This is a genomic window from Providencia sp. PROV208, assembly GCF_028479465.1.
Classification (GTDB): Bacteria; Pseudomonadota; Gammaproteobacteria; order Enterobacterales; family Enterobacteriaceae; genus Providencia; species Providencia alcalifaciens.
Genome location: NZ_JAMPNS010000017.1, coordinates 1 through 23812 on the forward strand (window position 1 = coordinate 1; position 23812 = coordinate 23812).

16 protein-coding genes are annotated in these 23812 nt (G+C 41.7%); 12 read left to right on the forward strand and 4 right to left on the reverse strand.

The window, feature by feature from the left end:
- Positions 1-722: 722 nt before the first annotated feature.
- The 4 genes from metA (at position 723) to aceK (ending at position 6841) form a co-directional block, all read left to right on the forward strand.
- Positions 723-1652: a homoserine O-acetyltransferase MetA gene (gene metA / locus PR766_RS13700; RefSeq protein ID WP_006663394.1), complete on the forward strand. Its 930-nt coding sequence runs from the start codon at positions 723-725 to the stop codon at positions 1650-1652.
- A 366-nt stretch (positions 1653-2018) separates the two neighbouring features.
- A complete protein-coding gene (gene aceB, locus PR766_RS13705; protein WP_154635917.1) occupies positions 2019-3617 on the forward strand; it encodes a malate synthase A in 1599 nt (532 codons plus the stop codon).
- 68 nt (positions 3618-3685) lie between these two features.
- Entirely contained in the window at positions 3686-4993 is a 1308-nt protein-coding gene (gene aceA / locus PR766_RS13710; protein WP_006658596.1) for an isocitrate lyase, read from the forward strand.
- A gap of 105 nt (positions 4994-5098) precedes the next feature.
- Positions 5099-6841 (forward strand): bifunctional isocitrate dehydrogenase kinase/phosphatase, encoded by a 1743-nt coding sequence (gene aceK / locus PR766_RS13715; RefSeq protein WP_154635918.1) that lies wholly within the window; start codon positions 5099-5101, stop codon positions 6839-6841.
- A 44-nt stretch (positions 6842-6885) separates the two neighbouring features.
- On the opposite strand, the gene PR766_RS13720 is transcribed toward aceK, so the two are convergent.
- Together PR766_RS13720 and edd are read right to left on the reverse strand one after the other, a co-directional pair.
- The gene (locus tag PR766_RS13720; RefSeq protein ID WP_006663390.1) at positions 6886-7524 is read right to left on the reverse strand and encodes a bifunctional 4-hydroxy-2-oxoglutarate aldolase/2-dehydro-3-deoxy-phosphogluconate aldolase; all 639 of its coding nucleotides are present in this window, start codon (positions 7522-7524) and stop codon (positions 6886-6888) included.
- 25 nt (positions 7525-7549) lie between these two features.
- A complete protein-coding gene (gene edd / locus PR766_RS13725; RefSeq protein ID WP_051420198.1) occupies positions 7550-9400 on the reverse strand; it encodes a phosphogluconate dehydratase in 1851 nt (616 codons plus the stop codon).
- Positions 9401-9772: 372 nt separating this feature from the next.
- On the opposite strand from edd, the gene PR766_RS13730 reads away from it, so the two are divergent.
- From PR766_RS13730 to PR766_RS13740, 3 genes are all read left to right on the forward strand, one after another.
- On the forward strand, positions 9773-10429 hold the full coding sequence (locus tag PR766_RS13730; protein WP_228075622.1) for an N-acetylmuramoyl-L-alanine amidase-like domain-containing protein: 657 nt from the start codon (positions 9773-9775) through the stop codon (positions 10427-10429).
- 417 nt (positions 10430-10846) lie between these two features.
- Positions 10847-11125: a helix-turn-helix domain-containing protein gene (locus PR766_RS13735; protein WP_006658591.1), complete on the forward strand. Its 279-nt coding sequence runs from the start codon at positions 10847-10849 to the stop codon at positions 11123-11125.
- Positions 11126-11451: 326 nt separating this feature from the next.
- Positions 11452-12339, forward strand: coding sequence for an N-acetylmuramoyl-L-alanine amidase (locus PR766_RS13740; protein ID WP_036968425.1), 888 nt, complete (start codon positions 11452-11454; stop codon positions 12337-12339).
- A 36-nt stretch (positions 12340-12375) separates the two neighbouring features.
- On the opposite strand, the gene iclR is transcribed toward PR766_RS13740, so the two are convergent.
- A complete protein-coding gene (iclR, locus tag PR766_RS13745; RefSeq protein ID WP_006658589.1) occupies positions 12376-13206 on the reverse strand; it encodes a glyoxylate bypass operon transcriptional repressor IclR in 831 nt (276 codons plus the stop codon).
- 256 nt (positions 13207-13462) lie between these two features.
- Here iclR and metH point away from each other — a divergent pair, with 256 nt between their 5' ends.
- The 4 genes from metH (at position 13463) to PR766_RS13765 (ending at position 20142) form a co-directional block, all read left to right on the forward strand.
- Positions 13463-17146 carry a methionine synthase gene (gene metH / locus PR766_RS13750; protein WP_036968428.1) on the forward strand — a complete coding sequence of 1228 codons (3684 nt, stop codon included), beginning with the start codon at positions 13463-13465 and terminating at the stop codon, positions 17144-17146.
- Between the two features lie 54 nt (positions 17147-17200).
- On the forward strand, positions 17201-17788 hold the full coding sequence (locus PR766_RS13755) for a hypothetical protein (RefSeq protein ID WP_006663385.1): 588 nt from the start codon (positions 17201-17203) through the stop codon (positions 17786-17788).
- A gap of 194 nt (positions 17789-17982) precedes the next feature.
- A complete protein-coding gene (locus tag PR766_RS13760) occupies positions 17983-19542 on the forward strand; it encodes a tetratricopeptide repeat protein (RefSeq protein ID WP_036962916.1) in 1560 nt (519 codons plus the stop codon).
- 354 nt (positions 19543-19896) lie between these two features.
- A complete protein-coding gene (locus tag PR766_RS13765; RefSeq protein ID WP_006658584.1) occupies positions 19897-20142 on the forward strand; it encodes a hypothetical protein in 246 nt (81 codons plus the stop codon).
- An 84-nt stretch (positions 20143-20226) separates the two neighbouring features.
- Here the strand turns inward: PR766_RS13765 and lysC are convergent, their stop codons facing one another.
- Positions 20227-21594 carry a lysine-sensitive aspartokinase 3 gene (lysC, locus tag PR766_RS13770; protein WP_036968598.1) on the reverse strand — a complete coding sequence of 456 codons (1368 nt, stop codon included), beginning with the start codon at positions 21592-21594 and terminating at the stop codon, positions 20227-20229.
- Between the two features lie 360 nt (positions 21595-21954).
- Between lysC and pgi the strand changes: the two genes are divergently transcribed.
- Positions 21955-23601: a glucose-6-phosphate isomerase gene (gene pgi, locus PR766_RS13775; RefSeq protein ID WP_006663384.1), complete on the forward strand. Its 1647-nt coding sequence runs from the start codon at positions 21955-21957 to the stop codon at positions 23599-23601.
- Positions 23602-23812: the final 211 nt, after the last annotated feature.

Below are 23812 nucleotides of genomic sequence, written 5' to 3' on the forward strand. Positions count from 1 at the left end.
GGGAGAAAATTTGCCTATTTCTCAGCAGCTTCTCATCACCCCTTGAAAGGTCGTATTCACCGATATCGCATCATAGCCACGATTCCTTATTTAGCGTGGCATACCAGCGGAATTTAGAGCGTGTAACTTATACTGTATGCGATGAGAGGCTAAGTGGAGATGTTAGTGATGCCGATTTATCCCGGATTCCCTTGATTTATTTGAACGAAATGGCTTTTGAGTGAGTCTGCATCACGATGGAACACAGATAACCAGTGTGTATTTTTTCAGGTATTTCCTATCTCACCCCCTGAAAAGAGGGATTCACCAGCTCTCATCATAACGGTTACTTGCAATTTAGTGTGGTACGCGAGTGGGGGGAGACAGTTTGGTTCCTGTCTGCTCTGACCGTTAGAAGATTATCAATGTAAAATAATCTCTGTAGTCACTTCCTACCTCGTAAATAACATAAAATTCTCCTTTGAACGTTCTAATGTACTCAAACACTTTCTCTATTTAAGTACAAAAAAATCTAAGCCATTTTAGGTATTACGCTGTAATAAAAAGTCTGGATATCATTAGGTTACCAATTTGTTAGACTGTAGGTATTCCCATGACAACGTCTATCGCTTGAAATTATTTCAACTTGTCCTTAAACGCTCGACAATAAGGTCCACATTGGTTAGATTATTTAGCATTCTAGAAGTCTAAACGTATAAAGTATATTTTTAAGGGGATGAACGATGCCAATTCGCCTGCCTGATGAGCTACCAGCGGTTAATTTCTTGCGTGAAGAAAATGTTTTTGTCATGACCACGACAAGAGCTAGCCTTCAGGAGATACGTCCCTTGAAAGTACTGATATTGAATCTGATGCCGAAGAAAATTGAAACTGAAAACCAGTTTTTACGGCTGCTATCAAATACTCCATTACAGGTTGATATTCAGCTGTTACGCATCGATCAGAGAGAATCTAAAAATACGCCTACGGAGCATTTGAACAATTTTTATTGTGATTTTGAAGATATCCAACATCAAAATTTTGATGGGTTAATTGTCACAGGGGCTCCCCTTGGTTTGGTGGAATTCGCTGATGTTTGCTATTGGGAACAAATAGAGCGTGTTATTGCATGGGCAAAATCGCATGTAACATCGACGCTGTTTGTTTGTTGGGCTGTTCAAGCTGCACTTAACGTACTGTATGGTCTACCTAAATTAACTCGTAAAGAAAAACTTTCAGGTGTCTATTCCCATGAAACATTAGAGCCCTATGCTTTATTGACTCGAGGGTTTGATGCATCTTTTTATGCTCCACATTCTCGCTATGCTGATTTTCCTGAAGAGTATATTCGCCAGCATACAGATCTGGATATTTTGGCCAGTTCCCCTGAAGCGGGAGCTTACTTATTTGCATCAAAAGATAAACGTCTTGCTTTTGTCACTGGGCATCCAGAGTATGATGCAGAAACATTATCTCAAGAGTATTGGCGCGATGTTGATGCGGGGATCACGCCCGATCTACCGTGTAATTATTTTAAAAATGATGATCCGAGTAACTCACCAGAAGTTCGTTGGCGTAGTCATGGTCATCTCTTATTCTCTAATTGGCTCAACTATTATGTGTATCAGATCACACCGTTCGATCTTAGTCATATGGAACCAACATTAGATTAAAAAAGCGACTTAATTCCAGTTAACTGGTCATATCTCAGAATATAAGGCTAAATAATCAAAACTATTTAGCCTTTAAATCAAAAATATCCCCTCATTTATAGATGGATCGATAACTAAAATAATTTGGTTAACTCATTTTCTGTTATTAAAAAATAAAATATCCGAATAGATATAACACTATGATTTAACTAAATATTAACAAAATAATTCTATCTATAGAAATTAATAGCAAAACCATTTTTATAAATAAATTGTTTATAATCATGGTGATATGTGTACTTTATAATAAAATGGAAACCGTTTTTGATTTATTTGTTTTTTGAGTTTACTCTTAATTCATAGCCAGCCATGAATGAGGGTAGAACAATGAATCAGCAATTATCTATTTCAGATTTAACATTCACAAAAGCATTTTCACAGCAAGCTAAAAAAATATTAGATACTGATTCTATTGGTTTTTTGTCTTTTCTTGTCGATGAGTTTTTACCACGAAGAGAGCAATTGCTCAAAGATCGAGTGCTACGCCAAAAATCAATTGATTCAGGTGGGCTGCCTGATTTTATTATGGAATCTGATTCCATTAAAAATTCGGACTGGAAGATTCAAAATATTCCTGATGATTTACAAGATCGCCGAATTGAAATTACGGGACCTGTTGATCGAAAAATGGTGATCAATGCTCTGAATGCTAACGTAAAAGTGTTCATGGCAGATTTCGAAGACTCTTTATCTCCATCGTGGGAAAGACTGATTGATGGGCAAATCAATTTGCGCGATGCGATTACAGGGGAAATCTCTTATACCAATGAAAATGGCAAAGTCTATCAACTGAAATCAAATCCAGCGGTGTTGATTGCTCGTGTTCGAGGTCTTCATTTAGATGAAAAGCATGTACTGGTTGGCGGAAAACCAATTCCCGGGGGATTGTTTGATTTCGCACTTTACTTTTTTAATAACTATCAGGCCTTACTAGCGAAGGGAAGTGGACCTTATTTCTATATTCCAAAACTCGAGTCTTGGCAGGAAGCTCAGTGGTGGAGTGATGTATTTAGTGCGGCAGAGGATTTTGTTGGCCTTTCTCGGGGCACTATCAAAGCAACCGTATTAATTGAAACATTACCTGCTGTTTTCCAAATGGATGAAATTTTATACCACATGCGTCACCACATTGTGGGGCTAAATTGCGGTCGTTGGGATTATATCTTCAGTTATATCAAAACACTAAAAGAGCATGCTGACCGTGTCTTGCCAGATAGACAAGTCGTCACAATGACACAGGAATTTTTAAGTGCCTATTCACGGTTGTTGATCAAAACCTGTCATCGTCGCGGTGCGTTTGCAATGGGGGGAATGTCCGCTTTTATCCCAAGTAAAGATGCACAGGAAAACCAAGCCATTCTTGCCAAAGTGAAAGCAGATAAAGAGTTGGAAGCACGCAATGGTCATGATGGTTCATGGATAGCGCATCCTGGTTTAGCTGATACCGTCATGGAGGTGTTTAACGCAGCTTTAGGCGAACGTAAAAATCAGCTGAATATCCGCCGTGAAAATGATGATGAAATCACTGCAAATCAGCTATTACAGCCTTGTGAAGGTGAAAGAACTGAGGCGGGAATGCGTGCCAATATTCGTGTAGCTGTGCAATACATCGAAGCGTGGATTTCAGGAAATGGTTGCGTACCTATCTATGGATTAATGGAAGATGCCGCTACAGCTGAAATTTCGCGTACTTCAATTTGGCAATGGATTCGTCATGGCAAATCGTTATCAAACGGCATGAAGGTGACGAAAGCTCTGTTCGAAGAGATGCTGGATGAAGAGCTACAAGTGATTCAAAAAGAGCTTGGCGATCATCGCTTTCAAAGCGGGCGTTTCCGTGAAGCAAGTGAGCTGATGCGACGGATCACGACCCAAGATGATCTAATCGAGTTTTTAACCATCCCTGGTTACCAACTACTTGATTAATAAGATTTAAAAATAAACACAATATTTCATTACCCTACAAAGACTGACAACAATAAAGGAAGTAAATCATGACAACATCGCGCTTAGAACAGATTGCTCAATTAGAAAATGAATGGAAAAAACCGCGCTGGAAAGGCATCACTCGTCCTTATGCTGCTGAGGAAGTGATTAAGCTACGCGGCTCGGTTAATCCAGAACATACATTGGCTCGTAAAGGTGCAGAGCGCTTTTGGGCGCAACTGAACGGTGGCGCGAAAAAAGGTTATGTGAATGCATTGGGCGCATTAACAGGTGGTCAAGCCTTGCAACAAGCGAAAGCCGGCATTGAAGCAGTTTATTTATCGGGTTGGCAGGTCGCTGCGGATGCAAACTCCGCCTCTAGTATGTATCCAGACCAGTCGTTATACCCTGTGGATTCAGTCCCTAATGTGGTTCAGCGAATCAACAACACATTTCGCCGAGCTGACCAAATTCAATGGGCGAATGGCATCGGTCCTGATAACCAAGAATATATCGATTTCTTTTTACCTATCGTGGCGGATGCGGAAGCGGGTTTCGGTGGAGTCTTGAATGCCTTTGAATTAATGAAACATATGATTGAAGCGGGAGCAGCCGCAGTGCACTTTGAGGATCAATTGGCGGCAGTGAAAAAATGCGGCCATATGGGTGGAAAAGTTTTGGTTCCGACTCAAGAAGCTATTCAGAAGTTAGTTGCAGCTCGTTTGGCGGCGGATGTATCTGGCGTACCAACCATCTTAATCGCGAGAACAGATGCGGATGCAGCCGATTTATTAACTTCAGATTGCGATCCTTATGATGAGCCTTTTATTACTGGTGAGCGCACTGCTGAAGGCTTCTTCCGCACAACGGCAGGAATTGAGCAAGCAATCAGTCGTGGTCTCGCTTATGCCCCTTATGCAGATTTAGTGTGGTGTGAAACGTCTAAACCGGACTTGGAAGCCGCGCGTCAATTTGCGGATGCCATTCATGCCAAGTTTCCAGGTAAATTGCTGGCATATAACTGTTCACCATCATTTAATTGGAAGAAAAATTTAGACGACAGCACGATTGCACGTTTTCAACAAGAACTCTCAGATATGGGGTATCGCTTCCAGTTTATTACTCTAGCTGGGATCCACAGCATGTGGTTCAACATGTTTGACCTTGCTCATGCCTATGCTCAAGGTGAAGGCATGAAACACTATGTTGATAAGGTTCAAGAGTGTGAATTTGCCGCGATTAATAAAGGTTATACCTTCTCTTCGCATCAGCAAGAGGTGGGAACGGGCTACTTTGATAAAGTGACCACAGTTATTCAGGGGGGAAGTTCTTCAGTCACGGCGTTAACGGGGTCAACTGAAGAAGAGCAATTTTAAACAGGGAGAGACAGACGGTTCCTATTGGTCGGTGTGTTGTTGACATTGGTGTATCTATCTACTTTTCAGGCACGCAAGTGCCTGTTTTTTATTGGGAGAGTAAAGATGACCTTCGAAAATGAACAGATCATTGCCCAAACCATTTTACAAGGCTTTGATGCACAATATGGGCGATTCCTTGAAATTACCTCCGGTGCACAGGAACGCTTTGAGCGTGGCGACTGGCATGCTGTTCAACATGCCATGAAACAAAGGATCAAACTGTATGACCACCATGTGGGGCTCGTTGTTGCTCAACTGCAATGTATGGGGCTAATACAAACGCTGAGTCCACATAATTTGGCTCGGATCAAACAGGTTTACGCAACATTATTGCCGGAATACCCTCGTTTTGAAATTGCAGAAAGCTTTTTTAATTCCGTTTATTGTCGGTTGTTTCAGCATCGACAACTCACTCAGGAAAACCTGTTCATCTTCACTTCGCAACCCGCGAGGCGCTTTTGTATCTTACCGAGACCATTAGCGCGTGAGTATAACCTTGATGGAAATATGGAAAATGTTTTACGAGGAATACTAAGTGGCTTACCTCTTCGCTTAATGTGGAGAGATTTAACCTTTTATATTCAATGTATTATAAAAATATTGAGGTTACGTTTCCCTGAAATTGTCGAACAAGGCGCTCAGCTGCATGTTGCCAATGAACTGTTTTATCGTAATAAAGCCGCATGGTTAGTTGGAAAACTGTATATCAATCAGCAGGTACACCCATTTTTGTTGCCAATTCATCATGATGAGCAAGGGTTAATGTACATAGATACCTGTTTAACAGGGTTTGATGACGCGAGCATTGTGTTTGGTTTTGCACGTTCTTATTTTATGGTGTATGCGCCATTTCCGGCTGGATTAGTGTTCTGGTTACGTGAGATTTTACCCAGTAAGTCTATTGCTGAGCTGTATATGGCGATTGGTTGTCAAAAGCATGGAAAAACTGAATATTACCGAGAGTATTTGGCTTATTTAAATTTCTCAAAAGAGCAATTTACTTTAGCGCCAGGGGTGAAAGGGATGGTCATGCTCGTGTTTACGGCTCCCTCATTTGATCGCGTATTTAAGATCATTAAAGATCAATTTGCGCCACAAAAAGAAGTCACTAAAGCACGGGTGCTTGAGTGTTATCGGATGGTCAAAGAGCATGACCGAGTGGGCAGGATGGCAGATACGCAAGAGTTTGAGAATTTTATCATCGAAAAGCGTTTTGTGAGCGATGAGCTGATGACGGAATTATTGGTAGAAGCACCATCCCAAGTTGAAGATTTGGGAGATAAAATCTTAATTCGCCATTTATACATGGAGCGTAAGATGATCCCATTGAATATTTTTATGGATGAAGCTTCGGATGAGCAGCTGTATCACGCTATTGAAGAGTATGGCTGTGCTATCAAGCAATTAGCTGCTGCCAATATTTTTCCTGGCGACATGTTATTTAAAAATTTTGGTGTGACACGCCATGGTCGCGTGGTGTTTTATGATTATGATGAAATTTGCTATATGACCGAGGTTAATTTTCGTCGTATCCCTGAACCGCTTTACCCTGAACAAGAGCTATCTGGCGAGCCTTGGTATAGCATACGAGAGCAGGATGTTTTTCCAGAAGAGTTTGCTCAATTCTTATGCCAAGATCCAAAAATTCGGGATTATTTGCTGGAACATCATCGGGATCTGTTTAGCGCGGATTATTGGCAAAAATTACAACAGCGTATTCTGGATGGGTATGTAGAAGATGTTTTTGCTTACTCAGAAGAGAAACGTTTTTGCCGTCGATTTAAGCAAACTATTTCAGCAGCTTAGTAGATAGAAAGTGGGCCACAATGACCCACTGTATGGCGAGCAATTTATTGAGCACCTTGGACAGCTTGTTGTGCCAGTTCGGTAATTTTCTCGTAGTTACCACTCTCAAGTGCATCTTCAGGAACCAACCACGAACCTCCAATGCACAGCACACTTTCTAGTGCCAGATAGTCGCGGTAATTAGCAAGAGAAATGCCGCCTGTTGGGCAGAAGCGAACTTGAGAGAATGGACCCGCAATAGCTTTCAAGGCTTTTACACCACCGTTGGCTTCAGCTGGGAAAAATTTGAATTCTTTGAGCCCGTAGTTCATACCTGCCATCAATTCAGATACGGTTGAAATACCGGGAATTAATGGAATGCTACCTTGGCTCGCAGCCATTAGTAACTCATCGGTTAATCCTGGGCTGATAGCAAATTGAGCACCTGCTTGGGTGACTTCAGCGAGTTGTTTTGCATTAATGACTGTTCCTGCACCCACAATGGCTTCAGGGACTTCTTCTGCAATTAATCGGATAGCTTCCATAGCACACTCTGTTCTCAGGGTGACTTCCAATACATTGATACCGCCTTTTAGTAACGCTTTTGCTAAAGGAACGGCTTGCTCAAGTTTTTTGATCACGATGACAGGAACGACGGGACCTTGTTTTAGAACTTGTTCAGCGGTCATTTTCCAATTATTCATAATTAATCCTATTAAGCGGTATAAGCTAAAAATTAATACTACAAGCGCCTTCTTCGGCACCGGATAAATGTTGTCTTAATGCACCAAATAGCTCTCTGCCACAGCCAATTCGTTCTGCACATAGGTCGGCTTGGTAAGGTTGGCGAGCGGATAGTGTTGCTTTATCGACAAGGAGCTCGATTTCTCCGGTCAATGCATTCACGCGAATTAAGTCGCCATCTTGAACTTTAGCAAGCAACCCGCCATTGTAGGCTTCTGGCGTCACATGAATAGCAGAAGGGACTTTACCAGATGCCCCTGATAATCGACCATCAGTGACTAATGCGACTTTATAGCCTTTATCTAATAATACCCCGAGCGGTGGCATTAATTTATGTAATTCTGGCATACCATTCGCAGAAGGTCCTTGGAAGCGAACCACAATCACACAATCCCGATCTAGCTCTCCTGCTTCGAAACGCGGTGCTATGTCGTTTTGGTTATTGAATACGATAGCGGGTGCTTCAATGACTTGATTTTCAACAGGAACGGCAGAGGTTTTCATCACTGCACGCCCTAAATTGCCAGACAATAGCTTCGTCCCACCGTGATGAGAAAAAGGGTGTTCAATGTCAGCGATCACTTCAAGATCATAAGAGCTTTTTGTGCCTTCCCGCCATGCTAATTGACCGTTATCTAACCAAGGTTCGAGAGTATAGCGTGATAACCCGAATCCTGCGATGGTGTGAACATCATCATGGAGTAAGCCCTTGGCAAGTAATTGTCGGATCAATAACGAAACGCCGCCAGCGGCTTGGAATTGGTTTATATCCGCTTGACCATTAGGGTAAATTCGGCAAATAAGGGGAACAATTGCAGAAAGATCAGAAAAATCATCCCAATTGATAATGATCCCCGCTGCACGGGCAATTGCCACAAGGTGCATTGTGAGATTAGTGGAGCCTCCTGTCGCCAGTAGAGCCACAATACCATTTACAATCACTTTTTCATCGACGAGCTTACCAATGGGTAAATAGTTTCCAGATTGTTCGGTCAACCGCGTAATTTGACGCGCGGCGGCGCGAGTCAGTTCATCACGCAATGGTGAATCAGGGGGAACAAAAGAAGCGCCCGGTAAATGCAGCCCCATGACCTCCATGACCATCTGATTAGAGTTGGCGGTACCGTAAAATGTGCAGGTACCAATGCTGTGATATGAAGCCGCCTCAGCCTCTAATAACGCGTTACGATCGACTTTTCCTTCGACATATAGCTGGCGAACTTTGACTTTTTCTTTGTTCGGTAAGCCCGTACTCATAGGACCTGCTGGCACAAAAACAGCGGGTAAATGCCCAAAGGAGAGGGCTCCCATCATTAATCCCGGAACGATTTTATCGCAGATACCTAAGTAGAGTGCACCATCAAACATATTATGTGAAAGCCCGATGGCAGTGGACATTGCAATAACATCACGACTCAGTAAGGAAAGCTCCATGCCATCTTGACCCTGAGTGACGCCATCGCACATGGCAGGAACTCCTGCGGCGACTTGGCCAATTGCGCCATTTTCCAAGAGAGCCTGCTTAAGTTGATCAGGATATCGGTCATAGGGACGATGTGCTGAAAGCATATCGTTATAGGAATTGATGATGGCAATATCAGAGCGGGTCATGCTTTTGAGAATACTTTTTTCTTCATTTTGGCAAGCCGCAAAACCATGAGCCAGATTTCCACACGCTAATTCAGCGCGATGTACCGTATTGCTACGGGCACGTTCAATTTTGGCGAGATAGGCTTCTCGGGTGTCTTTAGAGCGCGCAATAATGCGTTTGGTGATCTGTAAAAGGGTGTCATTAACCTTTGTTGAAGAAGTGACTCCAGAAATATTTTTGCTCATGATAATGGCTCCATTATACAAACAGTACTCTTTATGTTACCGGTAACATTGTTCAATGAAAACACAATGGTTGCAATGATCAAAATGAAGATTTCGACATATCTGTGATCTGAATCAATAAGAGGGTTATCGATATTTTGGGAATAATCGTGGCTTTTTCAGCCTAACAGAATGATAAATAATAACTATAATGAGTTGGTTAATAGCGGTTATATAAACATAAAGTGGGAAAATATGGCGGGGTTGAGAAGGCTGAAGAAACTTGGGTGGCTGTTGGGCGTATTGTGGTCGTATACCCACGTTGTTCACGCCACGGAAGTGCCAGACGTGGTATTAACCATAGGATCTTATAGCGTCTTAGAGAAGGCCATTTTGTCCAGCCAACAGGGGCATGAAGAGCAAAAAATAGTCAATGCGACCACCACTTTATTAGGAACACCCTATAACAATCAAACTCTTAATATGAATGCACTCTCTACTGAACGACTGATTATTGATTTAACTGCGGTGGATTGCATGACATTCATCGAGTATAGCGAAGCTTTTAAGCATGCAGATGATGCTGAACAGTTTGTATCCAATTTAGAAAAAATTCGTTATGTGGATGCTCATGTGGCATTTAATCAGCGTCGCCATTTCTTTTCGGATTGGGCACAAGGTGATTCTAAAATTGCCACTGATATTACGACACAGCTGAGCCCTCATACAATTTCGGTAAATAAACAGCTCAATAAAAAAAGTAACGGTGAACTGATTATTCCGACAATTAAAATAAAGCCGAGAGTTATTCGATATATTCCGACTCAATTTATTGATAAAAATGTGCTGCAACTATTAAAAACAGGGGATTACGTAGGTATTTATTCTCCCACATCAGGATTAGATGTTAGCCATGTAGGCATTGTTATTAGAAGTGGAGATAAGGTTATATTTCGTCATGCTTCTTCACAACGAAAAAATTTACGTGTCATGGATGTGGAGTTATTTTCTTATCTTCAGGGGAAAAGCGGGATGATAGTATTTAGATAAAATCAGCACGAAAAGCTAAGTAATGTAATTATCGATTATCGCTATTTAGTTTTAGATGATTATTATTTTAAATAAAGTTTAATTTTTAAAATAAAATGTAATCGTAAAGACAAGTGATTTTTAGTTACCAATTATTGCCATAACTATTTAAATTGTAAAATATTATGAAAATAAAGGCATTTTAATAATTTTTTTGAATAATATAAATAATATAGCTAAGTTGAAAAATATTTTATAAAGCAATGAATTACAACCTAGAGTTGTAAAATGATAGATTTAATTACAGACTACCCCATCCGAATTCCTATCAATTAGCATTAATTCAATTGTTTATATCTATTTTAAAAAAAATAGATTGTTTTTATAATGCCCGTTAATGTTTGATGGAGTTTTATTTAGAGTGAGGTGAGTGTGTACATGTCAGAAAAACAAAATATTTATGCTTTACTTGGCAATCATCTTCGTAAGGCAAGGGTTCGTAAGGGATTATCAGGGCAGGAATTAGCGACTATTATCCAACTTAGCCAGCAACAAGTATCTCGATATGAACTTGGCGTTAATAAGCTTAGTTTAGATAAATTAATCGAGATTGCTATTTTACTCGAAATGGATATTCATGAAATTACAACGATGATAGCTCGGCAATTTGAAAAAGAAAAAAATAATTCTGAAGAAGTCATGTTAGCAAGTTTTTAATTTATTTAAATGGGACGAATATCCGATAGTTTAAAAAAACTATAATGATTAAATGATTTTAATTATTAATTCTTTATTATTATTAAGTAATGAATTATCACATTCTGACGATTCTGTTTTTAAATGATAAAAGCAGATAACGATAAAATTAGAATGGTATTTTTTATAAAGATATTCTTACTTTGCCTTTATTGATACATTTAATTCGTTTTTTCCACCATGTTAGTTCATATTTAAGCTAAATTTAGTGAAAAGTTCTCATGGTTTTATCGAGGGCGGTGTGCTTAAATGTGCGGCAATTCAACATGGAAAAAGGGCTGTTTTAAATGGTTAGGGCAATATGGATATTTGTCATATTCCTACTCGTCGGTTGTTCAACGACACCTTCAAAAACGGGTTACTATCTCGACCAGAGTTACCCGTCACAGAATACCAGCGAACGTATTCAGTTCATTGTTCTACATTACACTGTTTCTGATGATGCTCATTCAATCAAAACTTTGACGAAAGGAAAGGTAAGCTCTCACTACCTCATTCCGAGCCAACCTGCGCAAAAAAATGGTCAACTGGTAATTTTGCAGCTTGTTCCTGAACGTTTAAAAGCGTGGCATGCAGGCGATAGCCGTTGGCAGTATCATCATGGTCTTAATGATAGCTCGATAGGTATTGAGATTGTTAATGAAGGTTTTGTGAGAAAAAATGGTCAAGATATATGGCCACCTTTTAATGATTCACAGATTGATGCATTAATTCCATTACTGAAAGATATTATGCAACGCTATGATATCCCACCTGAAAATGTCATTGGTCACAGTGATATTGCACCATTACGTAAGCAAGACCCTGGTCGCGCATTTCCGTGGCAATCATTAGCGCTACATGGAATAGGAGCTTGGCCAGATCCTCAAACAGTCACTAAATATTTGGCGGACCGGCAAGTTAATGCGCCTGTGAATGTGCTAAATCTACAAAAAGCCTTGAAATTTTATGGTTATGCGGGGATCCCACAGACAGGTAAGCTGGATAAAGAAACTAAGCAGACACTTCGGGCGTTCCAAATGCATTACCGCCCGCGGGATATTGATGGGCGACCTGATGCTGAAACAGAAGCCATCGCTTTAGCATTGATTGAAAAATATCGTAATATGCCGAAATTTAAACAATCTTTGAAATCGAACAAGCCAGAAGCCTCGTCTAATCAGCAGGGTGATTAGATAAGCAAGTGCGGGATTTTCCCGCACTTTTGCGTTTTAGCGATTGGCACCATATTCATGGCTGATCTCTTTAGCAGCTTTGATCACCATCGCGCCAAGCTCAGTCACACGATCATCCGTGATCCGCGAAAGTGGACCTGAAATAGAGATCGCCGCAAATGCCTCTTTATGTTCATCATAAATACAAGCACCTATGCACCTTAATCCGAGAGCATGCTCCTCATCATCATAAGAAAATCCTTGTTTTTTAGCCTGTTGTAGATTGTCTTTCAATGCTGATGGGTTAGTCAAAGTATGTGGTGTATAGGCATGTAAGCCTTTTTTACTGAGTAAAGGAATCAACTGCTCTTCGGGTAAGTTGGCAATGAAGGCTTTTCCCGCGCCGGAGGCATGTAGAGGCAGCTTTCCGCCAATAGGGGCTGACATGCGCATTAATGCGTTACATTGCACTTGGTCAACAATCACCGCGTCATACTCAGTGTGATCCAAAATCGCTAAATTGACCGTTTCACCAGATTCTTCCATCAAACGACGTAATATAGGATGCACAAGGGCTAATAAATTACGACTTTCAAGGAAGCTACTGCCGATGATAAAGGCATGAGAAGCTATCACCCATAATCCGAGATCCCCTGTTTGACGCACGAAACCATGTTGTTCGAGGGTCATTAATAAACGGTGGGTGGTGGAATTAGGTAAACCTGCTTGAAGGGCTAAATCAGTGAGAGCGATCCCACCGGTTGATTCGGAAATGTATTCCAAAAGCGTCAGTCCACGACTTAAGGATTGAACTTGTCCGGCAGCAGTTGCCCCACTTGCAGGTCCCTTTGCCTTCTTTATTTTTTTAGTAATTGGTGAAGCCGCCATCAAGTGTCTCCTGACAGGAATGAATATTCGTTTCTATTATGAATGATTTCACCCAAAAATACTCATCGGATCAGCAAAAAGTCGATCTTTGGCAACCTGAGAAACTCTCATCATGACGAATAATTTTCCAATCTTAAGTTGTGATAGGATGTGATTTATACAAATTTAGTTTATTTTCAATTTATTGATGATTTAGCAATATCGTTATGTGGGGCTGATGGGGCCGAAGGATTATCATTTTCAGGAGGACAGTGCAGTGTCCAGTAAGAAAAACCAATTAGAACAACAATTAAAAAATAGAATTTTAGTCCTTGATGGTGCGATGGGAACGATGATCCAGCGCCATAAACTCTCCGAAGAGCAGTTCCGAGGAGAGCGCTTTGCCGATTGGTCCAGTGATCTTAAAGGCAACAACGATCTGCTTGTCCTCACTCAGCCTGACATTATTCGTGATATTCATAACCAATATTTCGCCGCAGGGGCGGATATTATTGAAACCAATACGTTTAACTCCACCATCATCGCGATGGCGGATTATAAAATGGAAGCCCTTTCTGCTGAAATTAACGAGACCGCAGCTCGTCTTGCTCGTGAATGTGCTGATGAATGGACACGTAAAACGCCGGAAAAACCGCGTTATGTTGCTGGCGTTCTTGGACCCACAAACCGCACTGCCTCGATTTCTCCGGATGTGAATGATCCGGCATTTCGTAATGTCACGTTTGATCAGCTGGTGGAAGCTTATCGGGAGTCCACGCGATCGCTGATTAAAGGTGGTGCAGATCTGATCATGATCGAAACTATTTTTGATACGTTGAATGCCAAGGCCGCGATTTTTGCAGTTGAAACGGAGTTTGAAGCGTTAGGGATCCATTTGCCGGTGATGATCTCTGGCACAATTACGGATGCCTCGGGGCGGACGTTATCAGGGCAAACGACGGAAGCATTTTATAATTCTCTGCGCCATTCTCAGCCTATTTCTTTTGGGCTTAATTGTGCATTAGGTCCTGATGAACTTCGTCAATATATCGCTGAATTATCTCGTATTTCAGAATGCTATGTAAGCGCCCATCCAAATGCGGGATTGCCAAACGCGTTTGGTGAATATGATCTTGATGCCCAAAATATGGCTCAGCAAATCCGTGAATGGGCAGAGGCCGGATTTTTAAATATTGTTGGTGGATGTTGCGGAACAACGCCGCTTCATATTCAAAAAATGGCACAAGCTGTTGAGGGAGTAAAACCTCGGCAGTTGCCAACGCTTCCTGTGGAATGTCGGTTATCCGGTCTAGAACCGTTGAATATCGGTGCACAGTCTTTGTTTGTGAACGTAGGGGAACGAACTAACGTTACCGGCTCAGCGAAATTTAAGCGCTTAATTAAAGAAGAAAATTACCAAGAAGCGCTTGATATCGCCCGCCAACAAGTGGAAAACGGCGCGCAGATTATCGACATTAATATGGATGAGGGAATGCTAGATTCCCATGCTGCGATGGTACGTTTTCTGAATTTGATTGCGGGTGAACCGGATATTGCTCGTGTGCCAATTATGATCGACTCCTCGAAATGGGATGTGATCGAAAAAGGGCTCAAATGCATTCAAGGCAAAGGGATTGTGAACTCTATTTCGATGAAAGAGGGAATCGATGCATTTATTGATCATGCAAAACTCGTTCGTAAATACGGCGCTGCTATGGTTGTCATGGCGTTCGATGAAGTGGGGCAAGCAGATACGCGAGCACGTAAAATTGAGATTTGCCGGCGCGCCTACCAAATTTTAACCGAAACCGTCGGCTTTCCACCGGAAGATATTATTTTCGACCCGAATATTTTTGCAGTAGCAACAGGAATCGAAGAGCATAATAACTATGCGGTTGATTTTATTGAAGTCTGCAAAGATATTAAAGATCAATTACCTCATGCTTTGATCTCTGGTGGGGTCTCAAACGTCTCTTTTTCATTCCGCGGTAATGATCCTGTGCGTGAGGCGATCCACGCTGTATTTTTGTATCACGCAATCCGAAACGGTATGGATATGGGGATCGTCAATGCGGGGCAATTGGCGATTTATGATGATCTTCCTATTGAGCTCAAAGATGCTGTGGAAGATGTGATTCTGAATCGTCGCGACGATGGGACTGAAAGGCTGTTAGAGCTGGCGGAAAAATACCGTGGGAGCGGTGGACAAGAGCAGCAAATTCAACAAGCGGAGTGGCGTAGTTGGGAAGTTGAAAAGCGTCTTGAGTATTCGTTAGTTAAAGGAATTACCGAATTTATTATTCAAGATACGGAAGAGACGCGGCAGCGAGCCGCAAGCCCGATTGAAGTGATTGAAGGTCCCTTGATGAATGGGATGAACGTGGTCGGGGATCTCTTTGGTGAAGGCAAAATGTTCCTGCCACAGGTGGTAAAATCAGCCCGTGTGATGAAACAAGCTGTCGCGTATTTAGAGCCGTATATTCAAGAATTAAAACAGTCTGGAAGTAGCGCAGGTAAAATTTTATTAGCCACCGTTAAAGGTGATGTACACGATATAGGGAAAAATATCGTGGGAGTCGTTTTACAATGTAATAACTATGAAATCATTGATTTAGGTGTCATGGTTTCATGTGAAACTATCCTGAAAACGGCTCGTGAGAAAAACGTGGATGTGATTGGGTTATCGGGACTCATCACGCCATCGTTGGATGAGATGGTGCATGTGGCAAAAGAAATGGAACGTCAAGGATTTACATTGCCACTGCTGATTGGTGGGGCGACAACCTCGAAAGCACATACCGCGGTGAAAATTGAACAAAACTATTCCGGACCAACTGTGTACGTGCAAAATGCGTCTCGCACAGTCGGTGTTGTCGCCGCGTTACTTTCAGACACTCAAAAGAATGACTTTGTTGCACGAACGCGCCGTGAATATGACACCGTACGTCAGCAACATGGACGCAAAAAGCCAAGAACACCGCCCGTTCCATTAGAGGTTGCGCGTGCAAATGCAGTGAAGATTGATTGGCAACATTATCAGCCGCCGGTCCCTAAATTCTTAGGCGTTCAGGAAGTGACTGCATCGATTAAGATATTGCGTGATTATATCGATTGGACGCCATTCTTTATGACGTGGTCATTGGCAGGCAAATACCCTCGTATTTTAGAAGATGAAGTTGTAGGGGAAGAGGCGCGTAAATTATTGGCGGATGCGAATGCGATGCTCGATAAGCTAGATAGCCAAAATTTACTCACACCCAAAGGAATTTTCGGGATTTTTCCTGCAAATCGTGTTGTTGATGATGTGGAGATCTATCGCTCTTCCGAACGGGATCAGGTGCAAGCGGTGTCACTTAATTTACGCCAACAGACACTGAAAACGGATTTTCCAAATTACTGTTTATCTGATTTTGTGGCGCCGAAAGAGAGCGGTAAAGCGGATTATATTGGTGCGTTTGCCGTCACAGGCGGGTTAGAGGAAGATACGCTAGCGGAACAATATGAAAATGCCCACGATGATTATAATAAAATTATGGTTAAAGCATTGGCAGATCGCTTAGCAGAAGCCTTTGCTGAGTATTTGCACCAACAGGTGAGAACGCAATATTGGGGTTATGCACCCGATGAAAGCCTGAGTAACGAAGAACTCATCCGTGAAAATTATCAAGGGATCCGTCCTGCTCCTGGCTATGCAGCTTGTCCTGAACACACGGAAAAAGAAAAAATCTGGCAGCTTCTGAATGTCGAAGACAAAATTGGAATGCAATTAACTAGCTCATATGCAATGTGGCCGGGGGCATCCGTATCAGGTTGGTACTTTAGTCATCCTGACAGTAAGTATTTTGCAGTGGCGCAGGTGCAAAAAGATCAGATTGAAGATTATGCCAAACGTAAAGGCATGACCGTAGCGGAATTAGAGCGCTGGTTAGCCCCGAACTTAGGGTATGATCCAGAGGATTGATTTTTCAGTTATTCGCCTCCATCTTATAGGTAAGAAATCTATTGGGAGCAAATGATGAGCTATGAATTTATAATTGAAGGAAAATTGCCGTCTTCGGCAGTTTATCCTTATCAGATCCAAAATAGTGCAGCACCAGACACATTTTTCATGAGTGAAAGTGCGGTGAGTGCCATGATGAGCATTTTGCAAATTATGGATAAGCTGGATACTGAAGATTCATTGACGGAACATTGCTTTAACCAAATTTGGTTAAGAAGTGAGTTAACGCCAGCGAGAGCGGAAGAAATTTATCTGTTCTTAGAAAACCAAGAGCGAGTTGAGCCGCTTCCTTCGCAAGAGGAGATTGATGCATTCTATCAAGCTCAGCAAGCGGAAGAGAAGTTACTCTCTAAAGAAAGCCCAAAAGAAGGTATGGTTCCGGTTCATAAATTCGCGACTAATGATGGCTGGTTAATTACAGCAAAAGAAAGCGAATTAATTGCTGAGGTATTTTCTGCAGAATTAGTGAGTGAAAACCATTTTGTGGTTTCTCAAATATCGACGCTATGTAAAATTAGCCACCAACAATTGGAATTGATTTTAATTGAATGGGGTAAATTTAATTTATTTGCGAGTAAACATGGCGGGTATCGCGTTAATTAATTCCCATCATTAAACCCTTCAATGAATAATAAGAGGGTGATTAGCTCGTTTTGTGACCAATTACGATAATCACCCAAATTATTTTCTTAAATATTCACTTCATTTGCTTATTTTCGACTTATAGTCCTTATGATTTTTGTATGGGAATGATATCTTATATAGCAGTGGTCAATGCCAAGCTGTGAGTATATGTCATGAAATTACCCTCTCTCTTATTTAGTTTCTGCATTATCTGTGCCCCTTATGTGCAAGCAGAGCCAATAGAGTCGGGTGAATTTCATCATCAATCTTCAAAAGTGGTCGATAACCCGTCTTCAACCCCGAATATTACCCCTGTGGTTTTAGCGCCTCAGGCGGATTCAGCATTAGTGGAACCTTTTCCTAAAGCGCTTGAAGTGACTGAGCCAACCCATCTGCCAACTGATTTTCAAAGTCGTATTAAAGACGCAAATGCGGGCAAAGTAGATGCCATGATTGATGTTGGCGTTGCTTATTTAGATGGTACTGATTTTCTCGATGCTGATGAAAATAAAGCGTATTACTGGTTTAAAAAAGCCTCTGATTTAAATAGTAATGATGGCGATTATTATATTGGTATGCTGGCACAGCGGAAAAACGATTATGTGCAAGCGGAGAGCTGGTATCGCAAGTGTGCCGAAAAAGGTGATGCATATTGCCAATACGCCATGGGCTATTTATTTGAGCGCGGCTTAGGCGTCGAAAAAGACTATAAACAAGCCCGTGCTTGGTATTATGAAGCGGCTGAGCAAGAGCAAGAATATGCACAGTTTGCGATTGGTCTTTTTTACCACGATGGGCTCGGTGGTGATATTGATTATGATAAAGCGCTGACATGGTATGAGCGCAGTGCAAGTAATGGTGTGGCTTCCGCAGTCAATAACTTAGCCGTAATGTATGAAAACGGCGAAGGGATGGAAAAGGATGAAAGTACGGCAATTTATCTGTATCGCCAAGCAGCGAATATGGGCTCACCAGTTGCACAAAAAAATATGGGTGATTTTTATCATAAAGGTCATCCGCCGTTAGTTGAACAAAATAGCTACCAAGCCGTTTATTGGTATAAACGTGCCGCGACGCAAGGTGAATTAGCTGCGCAATATGCGTTAGCGCAAGCCTATGAACAAGGTGACGGCGTTGGGCAAGATTTGAGTGAAGCATTCAAATGGTATCAAATGGCGGCAGATAATGAATCCGCTGAAGGTGCCATGAAAGTGGCGGAGTATTATGAAAAAGGACTGGGTGGTATTAAGCCCGATATGGTCAAAGCGATTCAATGGTATATGGAGCTTGCGGATTCAGACATTGTTGAAGCTCAATTAAAACTCGCCAATTTATACCTAGCCGGTCAGATTAAGGACGTCGATATCCAGCAAATTGTTAAGTGGCTGCAAGCCACTGAGAAAGACAATATGGATGCCAAAAACCAGTTAGCAATTTTTTACCTGACAGGAACTGGCGTTCAACAAGATAGCCAAAAAGCACGATCGCTCTTAGAGTCTGCCGCTTTCAATGAAAACAGTGATGCGCAAAATAACCTCGGTGTGATGTATGCGAGAGGGGAAGGCGGGAGCAAGAATATCTTTCGTGCCATTATGTGGTTTGAGCGAGCAGATAAATTAGGGAATGTGACCGCAAAAAATAACTTAGCATTATTGGAAAAAAACCAAGATGCGAAAGCCAACATGCTGGAATACACGGAAAGTGTAAATAATTCATTACCTTCTAAAAAATGAATGAACAACATCCTTGATCCATTGATTTCTGTAAGCCAATCGCTTTATTGATGTTATTGGCTTCTTAATCATTAATATACATTTTACTGTATTACCATATTTTCAAAATATCATTCTGATATTATTGATAATTATTTTAACTGCACTTTTTCTGATGTCTTTTTTAAAAGACATTACCGATTTACAACACCATAAAAATTATCAATCTTTGTGAATTAGGATGGTATTTTTATTTACCTAAATAATGAAGTATAGTTTTATTAACTGGTTCTTTGTTGAGTATTTGTTGTGAATATCTCTATTAGAGTAGAACGAGTTTAGTTGTTTTTTGAGTATGAAAAAATGAGGTGTCAAATGAGCACTTATTGTTTTTTTATTAAATCCGACGAAGTGGTTGCGTTGGAGATGACGGAAAGCCAAGCAGCGGCAGAGTTGCTGAATGCGGGTTACCAAAAGCAGTTTGAAGAGATAGATGCGAATACCAAAGAATTAGCGCTAGCACGCTTTGCTGATATTCGTGGAGAAGAGTTGAAAAGTACCTATGCTTTTGCGGGAGAGTCAACTTTTAGCGGGCTAATTACGTCTTTCCTTAGCCGCTAGCTTTATTTCTTTATCATCAAGTCAAACGGGCAATCAAAAGATTGCCCGTTATCGTTTTTATCTCACTGTGATTCAAACAGACGCTTACTCAAAAAGATTGCTGTGCAAAGTACGCACAATTTCTTCCACATCGTTACCGGGGACAAGCAAGCAGATATTATGGCTGCTCGCACCGTAACTGATCATGCGAATGTTGAATGACTCCAGCACCCCAAAAATTTGTTTACCGAGCCCGTTGACTTGTGACAGCTGGTTACCGATGATTGCGACGAGCGCAAGGTCTTCTTCAACCTCCACACGACACAGAGCCGATAACTCCGTCATTAAGGCATTGGTCAGTAAACTGCCATTCGTGCCGGTGGAGCCCGTTGTATCTAAAGTGAGCGCCACACTGACTTCCGAGGTGGTTATCAAATCGACTGAAATATTATGGCGCAGTAAGATAGTAAATATTTCAGCAAGAAAACCGCGAGCATGCAGCATTTTCAAACTGTGCAATGTCAGTAATGTTTGTTTGCGACGTAGTGCTAACGCCCTAAATTGTGGTGGGTTTTCCGTTTTATCGCTCACAATGGTGCCGCCAGCTTCTGGCGCTTTACTTGATCCGACAAAAACAGGGATCCCCGCACGTACGGCTGGCAATAATGTCGCTGGGTGCAGAATTTTTGCCCCGAAAGTTGCCATTTCGGCGGCTTCATCAAAAGCGATTTCATCGATTTTCTGAGCATTTGGGACTACGCGAGGATCGGTCGTGTAAATTCCCGGAACGTCAGTCCAAATATCCACACGAGACAGATTCAATACTTCAGCGAGAAGCGCCGCGGTGTAATCACTGCCTCCGCGACCTAATGTAGTTGTGCGTCCTTTGGCATCACGACCAATAAATCCTTGGGTGATAATAATGGAATTGTCTAAACGGGGTAGCAAGTGCTGCTGAGCAAGCACGTGTAGCTGCTCAAGATCCGGTTCAGCACGACCAAATTGTTCGTTGGTTCTCATAACTTTTCGGACATCGAACCACTGCGAAGATGCCCCACGTTGGCGTAATACTTCGACAAACAATAAGGTCGACATAATTTCGCCGTGGCTGACCATTTCATCCGTTAAGGCATCGGAGGTGGCAAGTGAGGCTGAATCAGCTAAATGGGCAATATTTTCAAGTAAGCGGTCAATTTCTTCGCGAATGACATCCGCCGTTTGCAGATGTTCAATAATGTCATATTGAGTCTGTTTAACTTGTTGCAGTAGCTCGTTACGTTTATCAGTGTCACAACCTTCGGCAAGTTCAATGAGCAAATTGGTGATCCCCGCACTAGCAGAGAGTACAACCACTCGCACATGGTTATTTGCCAGTACGATATCCGCACTTTTATTCATGGCATCGAAGTTAGCGACGCTAGTGCCGCCGAATTTTGCGATAACAAACTGATTACTGCCAGCTACTGTATTCATTTTTTCAATCCCTTTAATTAAACCGCCTATCTTTAAATAGTGCATAAATCCAAAATAATTCGTGTGGTGCTGGCTGAATCAGGTAAGACATCAACAGCTTGAAATACGTTGGAGTAATAGATTTATCGACTTTGGCACGTATCGTCAATGATGAATCAAGGTAAATCAGTAATTCTAATGATGGATAAAAGATTATCGGTTTTCTCAATACCTTTTCGGGTATGAGATGACAGTTGGTGTTAGGTTTGGGAGAATAGACTTAATGACAGCAAATTATGAGAACGCAGAAAACCGATAAGCTTCGTGTTCTCTGCGAGTTACAATCTATTTTTATTTGAAATTGTTTTGGGAGTGTTATCCATGAAAAGTATCAATCCAAGCCAAACGGCGGCATGGCGAGCGCTAGAGCAGCATTATGCAGAAATGAAAAATGTGCATATGCGTGACTTATTTGCACAAGATGCACAGCGCTTTACGAAGTTTTCTGCCACTTTTGATGATCAAATCTTAGTGGATTTCTCCAAAAACCGTATTACGCAAGACACATTAGACAAACTTTTGGCATTAGCCAAAGAGACGCAACTGGAAGATGCTATCAAAAGTATGTTTAGTGGTGAAAAAATCAACCGCACCGAAGACCGTGCGGTACTGCACACGGCATTGCGTAATCGCGACAATACACCGGTGCTGGTGGATGGCAAAGATGTTATGCCAGACGTGAATGCCGTACTGGAAAAGATGCAACAGTTCAGTGCGCGTATTATTAGTGGTGAGTGGAAAGGGTACACTGGTAAAGCAATTACGGATGTTGTGAACATTGGTATTGGTGGCTCAGATCTGGGGCCATTCATGGTGACTGAGGCGCTACGCCCTTATAAAAACCATTTGAATATGCATTTTGTTTCTAACGTCGATGGCACTCAAATTGCGGAAACGCTGAAAGACCTCAATCCAGAAACGACGCTCTTCCTCATCGCATCCAAAACCTTTACGACTCAAGAAACCATGACCAATGCGCACTCTGCTCGTGAGTGGTTATTGACGTTCGCTAAAGATGAAAAGCATATTGCGAAGCATTTTGTTGCGTTATCAACCAACAGTGAACAAGTTGCAAAATTTGGTATTGATACCAATAACATGTTCGAATTTTGGGATTGGGTTGGTGGTCGTTACTCTCTGTGGTCAGCGATTGGTTTATCAATTGTTTTATCCGTGGGATATGATAATTTCGTTCAATTATTGAGCGGCGCTCATGCGATGGATAAACACTTCACGCAAACCCCTCTAGAAAGTAATATCCCCGTATTGTTAGCGCTGATCGGCATCTGGTATAACAACTTTTTTGGTTCAGAAACTGAAGCGATTCTTCCATACGATCAATACATGCATCGTTTCGCTGCTTATTTCCAACAAGGCAATATGGAGTCGAATGGGAAATACATCGACCGAAATGGTCATGCCGTATCCTACCAAACGGGTCCGATTATTTGGGGTGAGCCAGGGACTAATGGTCAGCACGCATTCTACCAGCTGATCCACCAAGGAACTAAAATGATCCCATGTGATTTTATTGCACCAGCGGTGACTCACAACCCATTAGGCGATCATCACGATAAACTGCTTTCTAATTTCTTTGCACAAACTGAAGCGTTAGCATTCGGTAAAACCCGCGAAGTGGTTGATGCGGAATTTGCAGCACAAGGTAAAACGGTAGCAGAGATGGAGTATGTTGCACCTTACAAAGTATTTGAAGGTAACCGCCCAACTAACTCTATTTTGCTGAAAGAGATTACCCCGTACTCATTAGGTGCGCTGATTGCGATGTATGAGCATAAAATTTTCACCCAAGGCGCAATTTTGAATATTTTCACCTTTGACCAATGGGGTGTGGAATTAGGTAAGCAACTGGCGAGCCGAATTCTACCAGAGTTGGAAAATAGTCAGGCTGTTGCCAGCCATGACAGCTCAACGAATGGCTTGATTAATTGCTATAAAAACTGGCGTTAATGACGTTTTTTTAAGCGACTAATAGCCTGTAATTGGCAGGCTATTAGTATCCTAATAAAATATGGTATCTGAGCTAACTCATTATAAATCAAATATTTTTTACAAAATTTTCACAATTTGTGTTGAATTAGTGACTTTTTATATAAATTGTTATCTATCTTTAACCTTGCACTATCACAACGTGCTATTCTATCGCCCAATAATTTAGATG

Excerpts from the sequence above, each read along its gene's own strand:
- PR766_RS13740 (WP_036968425.1), top strand. The coding sequence starts at position 11,452 with ATGGTTAGGGCAATATGGATATTTGTCATATTCCTACTCGTCGGTTGT.
- aceK (WP_154635918.1), top strand. The coding sequence starts at position 5,099 with ATGACCTTCGAAAATGAACAGATCATTGCCCAAACCATTTTACAAGGC.
- PR766_RS13735 (WP_006658591.1), top strand. The coding sequence starts at position 10,847 with ATGTCAGAAAAACAAAATATTTATGCTTTACTTGGCAATCATCTTCGT.
- metA (WP_006663394.1), top strand. The coding sequence starts at position 723 with ATGCCAATTCGCCTGCCTGATGAGCTACCAGCGGTTAATTTCTTGCGT.
- PR766_RS13760 (WP_036962916.1), top strand. The coding sequence starts at position 17,983 with ATGAAATTACCCTCTCTCTTATTTAGTTTCTGCATTATCTGTGCCCCT.
- aceA (WP_006658596.1), top strand. The coding sequence starts at position 3,686 with ATGACAACATCGCGCTTAGAACAGATTGCTCAATTAGAAAATGAATGG.
- pgi (WP_006663384.1), top strand. The coding sequence starts at position 21,955 with ATGAAAAGTATCAATCCAAGCCAAACGGCGGCATGGCGAGCGCTAGAG.
- aceB (WP_154635917.1), top strand. The coding sequence starts at position 2,019 with ATGAATCAGCAATTATCTATTTCAGATTTAACATTCACAAAAGCATTT.
- edd (WP_051420198.1), bottom strand. The coding sequence starts at position 9,400 with ATGAGCAAAAATATTTCTGGAGTCACTTCTTCAACAAAGGTTAATGAC.
- PR766_RS13755 (WP_006663385.1), top strand. The coding sequence starts at position 17,201 with ATGAGCTATGAATTTATAATTGAAGGAAAATTGCCGTCTTCGGCAGTT.
- PR766_RS13720 (WP_006663390.1), bottom strand. The coding sequence starts at position 7,524 with ATGAATAATTGGAAAATGACCGCTGAACAAGTTCTAAAACAAGGTCCC.
- iclR (WP_006658589.1), bottom strand. The coding sequence starts at position 13,206 with ATGGCGGCTTCACCAATTACTAAAAAAATAAAGAAGGCAAAGGGACCT.
- PR766_RS13765 (WP_006658584.1), top strand. The coding sequence starts at position 19,897 with ATGAGCACTTATTGTTTTTTTATTAAATCCGACGAAGTGGTTGCGTTG.
- lysC (WP_036968598.1), bottom strand. The coding sequence starts at position 21,594 with ATGAATACAGTAGCTGGCAGTAATCAGTTTGTTATCGCAAAATTCGGC.